This is a genomic window from Bacillus sp. FSL W8-0102 (assembly GCF_038007225.1).
In the GTDB taxonomy this organism is placed as follows: domain Bacteria; phylum Bacillota; class Bacilli; order Bacillales; family DSM-4216; genus Bacillus_O; species Bacillus_O smithii.
In genome coordinates this window covers 416172-429479 of the sequence record NZ_JBBOWT010000001.1, presented here as the reverse complement: position 1 = coordinate 429479, position 13308 = coordinate 416172, and the positions used below count along the sequence as shown (strand labels likewise).

Annotated in this window: 13 protein-coding genes and 1 riboswitch; all 13 genes read right to left on the bottom strand. The window is 41.4% G+C overall.

Features of this window, described 5'->3' with window-relative positions:
• Positions 1 to 194: 194 nt before the first annotated feature.
• Positions 195 to 428 carry a CsbA family protein gene (locus N1I87_RS02100; RefSeq protein ID WP_040340801.1) on the bottom strand — a complete coding sequence of 78 codons (234 nt, stop codon included), beginning with the start codon at positions 426 to 428 and terminating at the stop codon, positions 195 to 197.
• Positions 429 to 518: 90 nt separating this feature from the next.
• Positions 519 to 1169 carry an HD domain-containing protein gene (locus tag N1I87_RS02095; RefSeq protein WP_341100445.1) on the bottom strand — a complete coding sequence of 217 codons (651 nt, stop codon included), beginning with the start codon at positions 1167 to 1169 and terminating at the stop codon, positions 519 to 521.
• Positions 1170 to 1408: 239 nt separating this feature from the next.
• Positions 1409 to 2596 (bottom strand): PDZ domain-containing protein, encoded by a 1188-nt coding sequence (locus tag N1I87_RS02090; RefSeq protein WP_341100443.1) that lies wholly within the window; start codon positions 2594 to 2596, stop codon positions 1409 to 1411.
• 255 nt (positions 2597 to 2851) lie between these two features.
• Entirely contained in the window at positions 2852 to 4318 is a 1467-nt protein-coding gene (locus tag N1I87_RS02085) for a S41 family peptidase (RefSeq protein WP_341103262.1), read from the bottom strand.
• A gap of 134 nt (positions 4319 to 4452) precedes the next feature.
• A complete protein-coding gene (locus tag N1I87_RS02080; protein ID WP_341100441.1) occupies positions 4453 to 5694 on the bottom strand; it encodes a homoserine dehydrogenase in 1242 nt (413 codons plus the stop codon).
• 131 nt (positions 5695 to 5825) lie between these two features.
• Positions 5826 to 5942: riboswitch (SAM riboswitch) on the bottom strand.
• Positions 5943 to 6175: 233 nt separating this feature from the next.
• Positions 6176 to 7054, bottom strand: coding sequence for an IS982 family transposase (locus N1I87_RS02075; RefSeq protein ID WP_011230510.1), 879 nt, complete (start codon positions 7052 to 7054; stop codon positions 6176 to 6178).
• 102 nt (positions 7055 to 7156) lie between these two features.
• Positions 7157 to 7636: a GNAT family N-acetyltransferase gene (locus N1I87_RS02070; protein ID WP_341100440.1), complete on the bottom strand. Its 480-nt coding sequence runs from the start codon at positions 7634 to 7636 to the stop codon at positions 7157 to 7159.
• A gap of 628 nt (positions 7637 to 8264) precedes the next feature.
• On the bottom strand, positions 8265 to 8363 hold the full coding sequence (locus N1I87_RS02065; RefSeq protein WP_147542737.1) for a YjcZ family sporulation protein: 99 nt from the start codon (positions 8361 to 8363) through the stop codon (positions 8265 to 8267).
• 130 nt (positions 8364 to 8493) lie between these two features.
• Positions 8494 to 9762, bottom strand: coding sequence for a murein hydrolase activator EnvC family protein (locus N1I87_RS02060; protein ID WP_341100438.1), 1269 nt, complete (start codon positions 9760 to 9762; stop codon positions 8494 to 8496).
• Positions 9763 to 9819: 57 nt separating this feature from the next.
• Positions 9820 to 10704 (bottom strand): permease-like cell division protein FtsX, encoded by an 885-nt coding sequence (gene ftsX / locus N1I87_RS02055; protein ID WP_040340803.1) that lies wholly within the window; start codon positions 10702 to 10704, stop codon positions 9820 to 9822.
• Positions 10694 to 11380, bottom strand: coding sequence for a cell division ATP-binding protein FtsE (gene ftsE, locus N1I87_RS02050; protein ID WP_003352363.1), 687 nt, complete (start codon positions 11378 to 11380; stop codon positions 10694 to 10696). The genes ftsX and ftsE overlap by 11 nt, the downstream gene beginning before the upstream one ends.
• A 326-nt stretch (positions 11381 to 11706) precedes the next feature.
• Positions 11707 to 12021: a cytochrome c551 gene (cccB, locus tag N1I87_RS02045; protein WP_048622574.1), complete on the bottom strand. Its 315-nt coding sequence runs from the start codon at positions 12019 to 12021 to the stop codon at positions 11707 to 11709.
• A gap of 470 nt (positions 12022 to 12491) precedes the next feature.
• Entirely contained in the window at positions 12492 to 13307 is an 816-nt protein-coding gene (locus tag N1I87_RS02040; protein ID WP_341100437.1) for an enoyl-CoA hydratase/isomerase family protein, read from the bottom strand.
• Position 13308 lies beyond the last annotated feature (1 nt).

Below are 13308 nucleotides of genomic sequence, written 5' to 3'. Positions count from 1 at the left end.
ACAAAAACAATGGAAATGTTTTCAATCAGAGGTTATTACACTGTCTTTCATTGGTGAACTTCTATCAGTGGGAGTTCGCTGTCTGATCACGCGGGATCAAAAGGACGTAGCGTCTCGTTTAAAGCTCAAAATCTGCCTATTCATGCAACCTCAGCAGCAAAAAAAATAGCGCCAGGAATGATCAGCAACAGTTCCTAAGCGCTTTTCTTTTGACTTCTTTTCCAATAGTTCGATAACCAAAATCCAGCCGTTAAAGAAGCGGCATCAATGATCACCAAAGGCCACGTATGAGTATATCCTTTGTAGGCGGAAGCAGCGATTAAGGCGACAGTTAAAACCAGTCCAATGACTTCATTATACGTGATACGTGCAAACAGCAGCACCAGTAATCCGGGAACAAACATTGCCAACAATATTTTCCCTTCCATATCCACACCCCTTTGGCACCATTCTGCTATACATCATATAACATACAGAATAAACTGAAAAGTCATTTACAAAAAATTACTGCTTTCTGTTTATTCAGACAGATTTTGTTTTTTGAAAATAATATCTTCTGTCATTTGTTCCAGTTCACTTTGCGGAATGTATGTCTCCGATAATAAATCAGGCACGATTTCCTTCAAAAAGTATTGAACGCAATTCATATCTTTAAACTCCATAATAGTGGACAAAGCTTCCTGATAAATTTCGCGGAATAGCGGTTCTGGATTTCCTTTTTGGATTTCCCCGAACGATTCATAGAGTAAATCAATTTTATCCGCCACTGATAAAATTCTCCCCTCTAATGTATCATCTTTCCCTTCTTGAAACCGTTCCAGATAAATCGATTGAAATTCTTCAGGAAATTCTTTTTCCACGAATTTCTTCGTCATTTGCGCCTCCACTTGTGAAAATAGCTCTTTTAATTCATTAGAAGCGTATTTCACAGGCGTTTTTATATCGCCGGTAAACAATTCCGCATAATCATGGTTGAGCGCTTTTTCATACAACGCTTTCCAATCTACTTTTTCGCCATGCGCTTCTTCTACCGTTCCTAAAAATTGGGCAATTTTCGTCACTTTAAAAGAATGGGCTGCAACCGAGTGCTCTTGATATTTAAACTTTCCCGGACAACGAAACAGATTTTCTAAGTCTGATAAACTTTTAAAGTAGTTGTGTACTCCCATAAGCCATCCTCCTTAAAAAGTATATTGCGAATGATTGTATCAATTTTTGTTGAAAGTTTCCACTAAAATGGATGAATTATCGAATCATCATGGAAATCGTTACCGCACCAATACCCGTCTCATCTCGGTTACGGTGGGCGCCATTCGCCAATCTTATGGATGAAAAAAGACCGCCCTTTTCATGTTACGAAGAACATTTCGCTAAAAGGGAGGCCTCTCTTTATCGCGGGAAACAACTGCTATGATACAGCTGACCCGTTTATATGTCTTTCTTCATCAATGAAAATTAACCCAAGTTCATGGTGTTCGCCTTCATATAAAGAACTTTGGGCAAAGCGAACTTGGCCGTTCACATCATACACTTCCAATTTGCAAAATGCACGGTTGCGTTGAAGCGCTTCATAAAATTCTTTCTCGCTGTTGACTTCCACTCCGTTCGTTTTACGGATAATTTCCCCACTTTTCAGTCCCATTTTATGAGCGGGTGTAAAGGGGAGAACCCCCAAAATCAAAACACCTTTCGTACTGGGCGTAAAAAAATGGGGCTGACTTTTTTGCCGATTGTGGTCAAAATAGGAAATCGCCAACCGACCGGCAAAAGCAAAGATCAAGGCTGCATAGCTTATGACCGGGACCCAATGAGACACGAAGGCAAGCAATAAGGTAAACACACCGAGCCAAATCACCTTTCTGCCCGTTTCCTTCAACGCCCTCTCCGGAATAGAAGCCGTCATCGTCCGTTCAAACCCTATTAAAAAAGGAAAGAAAAACAACGTGAATGATTGTGCTCCAATGGAAAAGAACGGCCACCAATCAAAAGAAGAACGAATATGATCAGCAGGTAGCAATAAAAACACAGGAATGAGCCACGTACGTTGAGAATAGTGAGCGCCCACCGTCAATCCCCGCGGACTTTGGACAAGTCTTGGCGAAGTGTCCCGCCAAGCATTTCGATAAATGAGCGCCCCTTCTCCTATAAGAAGAAGCCCCACAAGAACAGAGAGCGATACAAATACGAGCGGTTCTGAAACGGTGGAATCAGCATTAGGCAGACCCATGCCAGCTGCTTTCGCCACATAATACAAAATGGCCGCACCGCCAAAAATCCATGCCGGCGATAAAAACCGGGCCCTGAAAAAGCTAAGCAGCAGAGTGGTCGTGGCTAACAGAGCGCATGAAAACCAAGACACTTCAACACCAAGAGCCAGCGTACAGGCGGAAATAATGACCCCGGCGACCAATCCAGCCGGAAGCAACATGCGCAATTCGTGGTACATATCGTATACACTGATATCAAAATCTTTCCGTTCTCTTTTTACCCGCCATAATCCAATACAGACAGAGAAGATGAAAGAAAAATAAAAAAGCGGATGGAGAAAAAGTTTACCAAAGCCTTTTGCCAATTCAAGCAGAATATCTTGTATCAATAGGAAACCACCATCCTTTCTTCCGTCTCACCGTTTTGACTGTAATCTCATTGTATCAAATGAATGATGAAAACACATATAAAATTACACAAAGATCATAATGAAATCATAGCGGACTTCTCTTTCGCCGCAAATTCTTTTCATGAAGTTCACCCGTCACACGTTCTGGACAATGGCAGCAAAAGGACAACCGTTAACGGCCAAAACTATTTCTATATTACATAAACCAGATATCAATAGACAAAACCTTAAATGTCATTTAGTTTTTACAATTTTTTCATCATCGCTGACAACCTTTAGCGCCACATTCAGCTGCAAATCATTTTTATCTTTTTTCATCTCTTCCATGATTTTAGTCTCCAGCATTTGCGCAGTCTGTTTATCAATTTGTCCGTTCACTTTTATTCGATTTTCCATTTGAAAGGCGCGAACCGCTTTTTCCGTTTGAGCGCTAAAATAGCCATCGGTCCGTCCGGGAGCGTATCCCAGTCCATCCAGCATTTCTTGGGCGTTTTTGACTTGATCGGTATTCATATCTTTCTTTAGCGGTTTTTCTATTTGAAGAGGATGAACGTAGAAATAGTCAGGCTGCTTCACCACAATGTTCGGTTCAATCCCTTTATGATGAATCCAATTGCCGTTTGGCGTCAGCCATTTATAAGTCGTTAATTTAATATTGCTGCCGTCACTGAGGGGAACCGCTTGCTGAACCGTTCCTTTGCCAAATGTCTTTTGTCCGATTAAAGTATATCCTTCTGCCTCCTTCAGTGCTGCGGCTAAGATCTCAGATGCAGAAGCGCTTCCGCCATCTGTAAGGACCACAATCGGATAAGGTTTAGCTTTTTTGGTCGTTGAATAATATTCCACTTTCTTTCCGGATCGTTCTTCGATTTGCAAGTACGGCTTATGATCCGTAACGAGTTCTTTTAAAATTTCTTCAACGCTTGTCAATAATCCTCCTGGATTGCCCCGAACATCGAGAACAAGTCCTTTGATGTGTTCTTTCTCTAACTGCTTTAATTTCTTTTTAAAGTCTTTTCCCGTTTCTTCCGAAAAAGAGGTAATTTCGATATATCCTATTCGTTTTCCATGTTCTTTCTTGATTTTTCCATTCACCGTTTGAATCGGTATTTCGCCCCTTTTCACTTTAAATGTCAACGGTTTTGCCGCCCCATCTCTTCTCACTTCCAACGTGACGGATGTTCCCTTTTTTCCGCGGATTTTTTCAGTCGCCTTATATAAATCCAACCCCTCTACGTTTTTGCCATTGACTTTAATAATCTGATCGTTCGGCTTTAAACCTGCCTTTTCCGCCGGTGAATCTTTCAAGGGCGAAACGATGAATACTTTTCCGTTTCTAACGGTGATCTCAGCCCCGATCCCTTCAAAAGCAGAGTCCAAAGAATCATTAAACTGGTGAGCGGTTTCAGTATCCATATAAACGGAATAAGGGTCTTTCAAAGCAGCCAGCATTCCGGAAATCGCTCCTTCCACCAGCTGACCGCTGTTCACCTTCTCCACGTATTTTTTCGAAATCAATTCATACGCCACTTCCACTTTATGGAGTTCATCCGGAAGTTTGTAAGATGCCTCGCCTGTTTGGCCAGGCTCCCTGCTTTCTTGCGGGGCACTCTGATCCCAAATTTTCAATCCTGCATATGTGCTCCCTGCACCCGTTAAAAAAGAGCACGACACAAGAAGAGCAGCCCATTTTCTCTTCATCACTCATACATCCTCCTGTCCAAAAGCCTTCCCCTCTTTTTGAGGTTCGAGCTAAGCCTAACGTTCGTGTCATTATCTATATTCACGGAAAGGACAAGTTATGAAGAGAAAGGTTCGGCTGCCAGAAAACATTTTTATATGGAAACTCCGGATATAACAGCCCCTAAGCTGGCATTCCTTGGTTCAAGCGCCAGTTCATTTAACACTTCAAAGCTTTGCAAGATTGTTTCCTTTTGATGCCATTGCTCTATCGTTTCCCTTGTGGCGGCGATATCATAATAATAGACTGAAGCGGTCTTGCCTGTATGTTTTATTTCGACATTTGGCTCAGATAGAGGTTGTTCCGTCAATACAACCCATTCCGTTTCAGCAGTATTGGAAGAGGCATGGGAAAAACAAGGTTTTTTCCCTACTGAAGTTTGTTTGAGAACATGGATTAAATCTTCTACCATGGCGCTTGCAGTTGGATACTTTCCGGCACCGGGGCCTTGAATGGTCACTCTGCCAATTAAGCTTCCTTGGAAGGAAACAGCATTCTCCACTCCTTCTACACCGTAAAATGGATGCGTCGACGGTACAAAGACAGGCTTGACAAAACCTTTCAAATGGCTTCCTTCTTTTTTTATATCCGCTACATGCTTTACGCGACATCGCAGTTGATCGGCAATTTCAATAACTTCGCTTGTGATATGAGTAATTCCTTGCTTTTCAATCGTTTCCCAGTCAGGCTGGATTCCCCAGCCAACGTTGCTTAATATCAAGAGCTTATAAAAAGCATCGGTCCCTTCGATGTCATTGGCCGGATCAGCCTCTGCATAACCTCTTGCTTGAGCGTCTTTTAACGCTTCATGAAAACTGATTTTCTTTTCTCTCATTTCCGATAAAATAAAATTGGAAGTTCCATTTAATATTCCTTGTATTTCTTCCACTTCATTGACTCTTAACAGCGCAAGCGTTTGAAGAATCGGGGTTCCACCGGCCGTCGTCGCTTCAAAACCTATTTGAACGCCGTTTTCTTTTGCTTTCTTTAACAGTTCCTGACCGTGGCGGGCAAACATGACTTTATTGGCAGTGATGACGTGGATACCTTTTTCTATTGCCATTGATAAATAAGTATGGCCCGGCTCTTCTCCCACTATAGCTTCAAATATCACTTGCAAGCCCGGAATCGCCAAAATGTCTTCAAATTGGGTCGTAACGATCACAGACTCATCTACATCCCGTTCTTTTTCCGGATGTTGAATCAAGATTCCCGCAACTTCCACTTCTTTCCCAAGCAGCTGTTTCAGCCGACTTTGATGGGATTGAATCGATTGATAAACTCCTTGTCCCACTGTACCAAAACCCAAAATGGCTGCTTTAATTTTCTCTGTCATGTTTGCTCCTCCTTCACATCAATCTAGAATGCTTTTTATTGCAACCCCTTGTTGATACTCCTCGATACAAACAAAACGGCTCTAAATGAAAAACGTCCTCTTCTTAAGAAGAGGACGTTGATGGACTCCTCCTCTTATCTTTCAGATCTATATACAAGATCTGTAGGACTTAGCACCTTTTCAAGCAGTACTGCTTGAAGGTTGCCGGGCTTCATTGGGCCTAATCCCTCCGCCGCTCTTGATAAGAGTGAAATATTCGTTATTTTCAGTTTGTTGTGAATAAATGAAAAAAAGAAACTTTTGAACAAATTATAGTGAATCTATGGACTAAAGTCAATGCCCTTTTCAATGATCCACATGGTTGTGCTTGTCCATGTTCGATACGGAACAGTGCCGGACCATCGACCTTGCTAACTTAGAACGGTCGCACATTCGCACTGCAAAAGTTTTGATTTATTGTACCCGTGGTGCTAGTTGAGCTTTAGCGCTCAACTAGCCCAAGTGTAACCAGGGAATAAGCTAACAATATACCGTCTAGTGCCACTTCAAATCCGATAATCGAATTGGCTCGGATCCCCGTGATGCGATAGTGGTCAACCAGAACCGAGAACACCGTCTCGATCACTTTGCGTTTTTGTTGGATCCACTGCTCCCATGTCTCAGACGCACGATGTTTCTGGTTTTTTCGAGACGGAGTCCAAAGCGCCATTTGGTATTCTTCGTACAGCCTTTTTTGCAAGTCACGGCTAATGAATCCTTTGTCCCCAAAGTTATAGGGATGAGGAATTTGAGTCATCACGCTTTCGGCTGCGATTCGATCGTGGCAAGATGCTTCCGTCACCACATACCCCATTGGCAGCCCTTGATCGGTCACTTGAAGGTGCAGCTTCAACCCGTAGTACCATTGCTTTTTGGAAGCGCAATACCCGATGTCGGCGATCTCTTGAAACCGTTTGACGCGATGCATTCTTGCCGTATGGCACAACGGGAGCGGCAAGCTGTCAACGACGGCATAGGCATGATGTTGACCGCGTTTTGCCAGCTCATGACGGATCCATTTGATGGCGAAACCAAGCGCCCGGCAACGGCGGTTGTATCGGGAGCGTTCAAGAAACGAGCCGTTTGTGAACAAATTTCCCGTGACAAAACGATGCCACGCCCGTTCAGAAGTAAAACCGAGCAGCTTTCCTAAAAGATGAATGGCGATGATGACAGCGTCCTCTTGCTTGACCAAATGGCGATTTCGACGATGAAGATGCACCTGAATGCATGAAAGTTGAGCAGAAACAAAAACGAAAATGGCGGCATATTGCTTTTGAATCTTGGCCCGATCTGTAGTAAAATGAAAGTGCTCTTGCATGGGGATTCTCCTTTCGAATGGTAGGTCGCACTTTCATTCTACAGGAGATTCGCCAGCAAGGGCTATTTTTATGCTTGCTCAAGTTTATCTAGCACCACGGGTTTATTGTATTTCTTTTACGAACAAAAATTCGTCCCGTATCGGTATATGGTTCTCGGGATTCATAAGGGGGATTTCAGGCTTTCTCTTTCTCGCGATATTCACGGCATTCGGGATGACCTTTACACATTGATATCCTCTTTTTTGATAAAATCGGATAGCCCTCAAATTATCATTAGTCGTAATCAGTTTCATTTTCTTACAATTTTGTTCTTTAGCAAAAAATTCAACACGATTCAGCAAAGAAGTTCCAATGCCTTTATTTTCTTCCATACTATCCAACGATATAATTTCGCATTCATCTTTTGAAATGTAAAAAGTAATGAATCCATTGATTTCTCCTTTTAAGTTTAGAGAGACAAATCCATCCAATTCCAAGCAATCGTATGTACCGCTTGATGTCACCATTTCTGTGCTCCCCCATTGCTCTTTAAAAAATTTTAAAATGAACTCCTTCCTTACATCTTTTATTGGTTTTATCATTCATCATTCTCCTCTCCTTTGCAGTGGTTCAATGGCTATGCATTGATCGTCAAGCATTGTGCCACTCATTTCTTCCATTGAGGAAAAAGCGAGCCTATATGCAAGTTTCTTGGTGTAAAAGTCCAGTTTGGGTTATTTGTTTGAAAAGTGTTTAATGGAAAAGGGAAGACCTAATTTACTAAATAAAAGGAGTGTGACGGGTTATCTTTACTATTTGAATGGAGAAGAACCGCCTTCACTTTCATTGTAAAAGATTTTTTTGTTGCATACACACTTCATTTTGAAGATTATCAGTATTTCGAATTCCATTCGTTCGGCGATCATGTTCGCCATGATGATGAGGATTTATCAGGCCGATAGAAAGAAAAGCAGGCCCTTAAATATGTTTAAAAATGAGATCATGATAAGGCCGACATACAAACAACAGGCTGATTCAGAGAGATTGCCTCTAAAAATCAGCCCGTATAATGAAATTCAATGTTCAACCTTTTTCCAGACTTCGCGTTAAAACGCTACTGCCGGGATAGTAAGAAAGCAAGGCAATGTTTGAACACATTTAATTTTGATAACCGATTTTGTCGAAACTTTTTCCAAATGTCAAACATACTTCTTCGCAATAAGCACCTTACTAGTAACCGAAACCAACGAAAGCCGTACCAACAATAATCAACAAAATAAACAACACAACAATCAACGCAAAACCACCTGCATAAGCTCCGCCCATCATAACACCTCCATTTGTGAGTACAGAATAACATATTCCAATTGCCCCTCAGATGCCCGGGCTCGTGTAGCTGTCCATCGATTTTTTTCAAAATGAAAAAGAGAGCCTGACGTGTGTCAAGCTCTTCCATACCTTAAAAATTAATATATTTCCGTGGATTAACAGCATATCTTTTATCCGGAGTCCATGGCCCTTCATGAATTTCAAAATGAAGATGCTGGCCGGTTGATTGTCCCGTGCTTCCCATATAACCGATCACTTGTCCTTTCGAAACGTGTCCCGATTGGACGAGACGCGCGGACATATGGGCATAAACCGTCGTAAATACTTTTCCATTAATGGAATGTGAAATAAAAATACAGTTTCCATAAGAAGTAGAATAATAGGAGCGAATCACTTCTCCTGATGCGGCAGCCACTATTGGAACGTTGGAGCCGCTGTTCGCGATATCGATTCCTTCATGGAATTCAGAACCTCTAGCGCCAAACTCAGAAGAAATCACCCCGGCTGCCGGCCGAGTAAAGGCCCCAGACGAAACTTCAGGCATCGGTCCTTGGCTGGCGGACTGAACGGAATGTTCATTGCCAGTTGGCTGTGGTGCTTGTGCGGCCTCATTTTTTCGGTTTTTCTCGCTTTGAATCGCTTGTTGAATAGCCGACTGTTGAGATGCCAGCAATTCTTGTTCTTCTTGAAGGCTTAATTTATCGTTTTCAACGTCTTTCTGCTCTTTTGCCAACTGCTTCATCAACGAGTCTTTTTCCGTTCGTTTGGCATTTAAACGTGCCGTTAAATCTTTTAAATCCTGCACCATTCCTGTTAAACGGTCCAACTCTTTTTCTACTTCTTTGCGATTATTCTCTAGCTTTTCTTCATCTTTTTTTTGCTCATCCAAAATCGTTTTATCGGCGTTTACAAGAGCAGTCACCGCTGTGGCGCGGTCGATAAAATCACTAAAACTTTCAGCACCAAGCAGCACGTCTATGTAGCTAGCGCTTCCCCCGCTTTGCTGAAGTGCACGTGCCCGTTCCTTAAGCACTTCGTTCCGTTCCTGAATACGCTTTTGAATTACTTTAATTTCTTTTTTCAGATTTTCGATTTTTTCGTTTGTCTCTTTCATTTGTTTTTGTTTCTCAGCAATTTTTAATTCAGCATCTTGAGCAGCCATATCGATCGCTTTTATTTCTTTCGCCAACTTGCTTTGCTGGTCTTTTAGCTCGTTTAGTTTTTGGTCTTTTTCTTGAAGATGATGCTTGAGGTCCGCCTTTTTTTGTTCGATTTGTGTATTTTTCGATTCCAAATCTGAAATTTTGGAAGCAAAAGCGGCTTTTGTGAAGCCAAAATTGCTTCCAAGCCCTAAAGAAGCAGCCAAAGCGGCCGAAAGAACGACTCTCTTTTTCACCATAAATCCCCTTTCCCTATCATTTTTTCTAACGTTACAAGTATGTAGATCTAAAAAACTTTAAATTTTCAAGAAGCGGCGAACAGACAAGAAGCTTCCCCACATTCCGATAAAAACGCCGACCAATAAAATAATGGCGCTTACTTGGAACACAAAAGGCGTATAGGAAAGAATTTGGATAAAATGATCATGCACATGCGTTTGAAAATATTGATAGATTACTTTATAGACAACCGCCACAAATGCGATTGGAATGACAGAACCTAAAATTCCGATCCAAAGCCCTTCCAGTAAAAAAGGCCAGCGAATAAACGAATTGGTGGCTCCAACGAGTCTCATAATTTCAATTTCTTTTCGTCTTGAAAAGATGTTCATTTTAATCGTGTTCGAAATTAAAAACATGGCAGTGAACAATAATCCGATCAGAAGCACAAGGCTGACATTCCTTGCCGTTTCAAGCACCCGAAACAATTTTTTGATTTTCTTTTCTCCGTAGACCACTTTTTCCGTATGATCGAAATGACTGATTTTCTCAGCCACTTTTGACGTATCTTTCGGATTTTTCGTTTTGACGATGAACACATCGTAAAGAGGATTATCTTGTTTAAAAAGTTTAAATTCGTCTCCCATGTCTTTAATCAAATTTTGCAATTCTTGTTCTTTTGAGGAAAACTGGACGGATTTCACTTGGGGCATCGATTCAATTTGTTCTTTGAGCTCTTGTTCGTCTTGCTTATTGGCGTTAAGAGCAATATGCACCCTGATTTCGACGTCTTTTTCCATATCCGTGGCTGCTTTGTTCATATTAAATAAAATGATCAGAAACACTCCGACCATCAATAAAGTGACGGTCACTGCCGAAACGGATGCGAACGTCATCCAGCCGTTGCGGCCGAGGCTCTTAAAACTTTCTCGAAAGTGGCGACGCACTGTTCTAGCTTTCATATCCGTACTCACCTCGCTGCTCGTCACGTACAATCCGCCCGTTATCAATAGCAATCACCCGATGGCGGTTTGTATTGACAATTTCTTTGTTGTGAGTCGCCATGACAATCGTCGTGCCTGTTCGGTTGATTTTTTCAAAAAGATTGATAATATCCCAAGATGTCTCAGGGTCTAAATTCCCGGTTGGTTCATCCGCGATCACCACTTTCGGACGATTCACAATCGAGCGCGCAATCGAAACACGCTGCTGTTCCCCGCCTGAAAGCTCATCGGGAAACATTCTCGCTTTATGCTTTAAGCCGACCAATTGCAGTACTTCCATGACTCTTTTTCTAATTTTTTCCGGTTCTTCTTCAATCACTTCCAACGCAAAGGCGACATTTTCATAAACAGTCAGCGTCGGCAACAGTTTAAAATCTTGGAATACAACTCCAATATTTCTCCTCAAAAACGGAACTTTGCTGTTTTTCAAGGTAGAAACGGTGGTCCCATTGACAATTACGGTGCCTTTTGTCGGTTTTTCTTCCCTATAAATCAGCTTGATAAAAGTGGACTTGCCTGCACCGCTCGGGCCAACGATGTAAACGAATTCTCCTTTACCAATCCTTACATTAAAACCATTGGCCGCCACTACGCCGTTCGGATATTGCTTAAAAACATCCTTCATTTCTATCATTTTAAAACCACCTAAGTCTTTTATTTCTTGTCGAATTTATGACTCTAACCCATTTTTTTAGGGAAAAATCGCAAAATCTAGCGAATTTTCAACTCAAAACTCATTATAGCATTGAATATCTTTCACTCATTGAAAATTTATGTTACATTTTGATTTCAGAATGTAAAAATAGTAGAGAAGTCCGTATCCGGCTGATGACCATATACGAAAGAATACAATCCTTTTTTCGACAGAAAAAAAGCTGAGCGCTTCCATCGCACTCAGCTTTATTCTTTTCATCCATTTTTCCATTTGATTTTCTAGAAACAACATTGTTAAGCGTTTTATTATTTTTTATTGGCCAGCCATTCAGCCATTTTTTCGGCGTCCTTTCCTTGTACAACTTTTGGAGGCATTTGTCCACGGCCATTTTTCAGAATATTTAAGATTTCCTCTTTGCTGTATTTAGAACCAACTTTTTGCAAAGAAGGACCGACACCGCCTTTTAAATTTTCCCCATGGCAGCTAATGCACTTATTGTTGTAGATCTGTTGCGGGTCATCTCCTTTACTAGCCGATTCTTTTGCATTATCGCCATTGCCTCCACCACAAGCGGCAAGTAGAATCGATGTTCCAAGTATAAGCCCCATCAACTTTTTCATTTTTATCCTCCCTTGTGATCAGAATAGAACTCCTAAAAAATTATACCAATTTTATTTCACTTTGGAACTGCTTCACATCTCTTCCATTTCCCAATGACATCACGAACATGCTGCCAGGATATTCCTTTCCGTAAATGGTTTCCATTTCGTGAATTTCCGTTTGAATCTGATCCAAACCGATTATCTATTATTTATTATGAGCGTAATAAATGAAAAAAATCTTCCTATATAGGGAAGCAAATTTTAAAAAGAAAAGGTCTGTTTCTAAAGTCAATAAAATGCCCAAGAGCACCCCTTTCTTCATGTAAAACCTTATTTCGGGTAATTATGGATGATCGCGAAATTCACTCGCTTTCCGCGAGCTCTTCGTTCCTTTACCATTTCAAATCAATTCGTATTTAAGAAAAAAACATTAAAAAGGCTCCCGAAAACTATGTTATCGGGAGTCATGATTTCCTGCAGTGAAAATCTTATTTTCCAACGAAATTTGGTTTTCTCTTCTCTACAAATGCCGCTACTCCTTCTTTAAAGTCTTCCGTTGTCCGAAACAAACCATATGCTTTTCCTTCCAATTCAATACCTGTGCTAAGAGCTGTTTCATCCGCTGCATTCAGTACTTGCTTACATACTTTTAATGCAAGCGGCGAAAACTTGACAAGTTCATCGACCAGTGCGTCCACTTCTTTTTCTAGATCTGCTTTGGATACTACTTTCGTTAGAAGCCCCCATTGATAAGCCTCATCAGCCGGTATTCTTCTAGCTCTCATGATCATAAGCGACGTAATTTCTTCGCGTTCCAATAGTTCAAGGGCTTCTTTTTCATCAAAGTCAGGTAATACGACATACTTGCCATTTAAAAACATGATGGATAAAAGAGATCTCATTCCCATCGTATGATAAAGCGGCATTGTGCCTAACGTACTTTTTTCTAAAGCATCTTCCGTGATATAGCGGTTTTTGGCCGCAACGACCGCTACCGGCTCGCCAACATACCGCACTTTATCAATAGCCATTGGATAGTATTGAACTGGCGCTGTCACTCCGACACTGAATGGATTTAATAAAGGCTCAATATCCTTCCCAGTCACAACTCCTTTTACCCCCGGAATTTCCAGCGCTTCTGAATAATCGATAGAAACGATTTTAGCATGAGGGTAAGGACTTCTTAATATCGCCACATGAGCGGTATTAGGCGGCGTCCCGATATCATCGATGTATTTTCCCTGCCCTGTCAGCAATCTGGCATCTTCTATACGAGTTACTTTTTTACCAATCAATTGACTCATT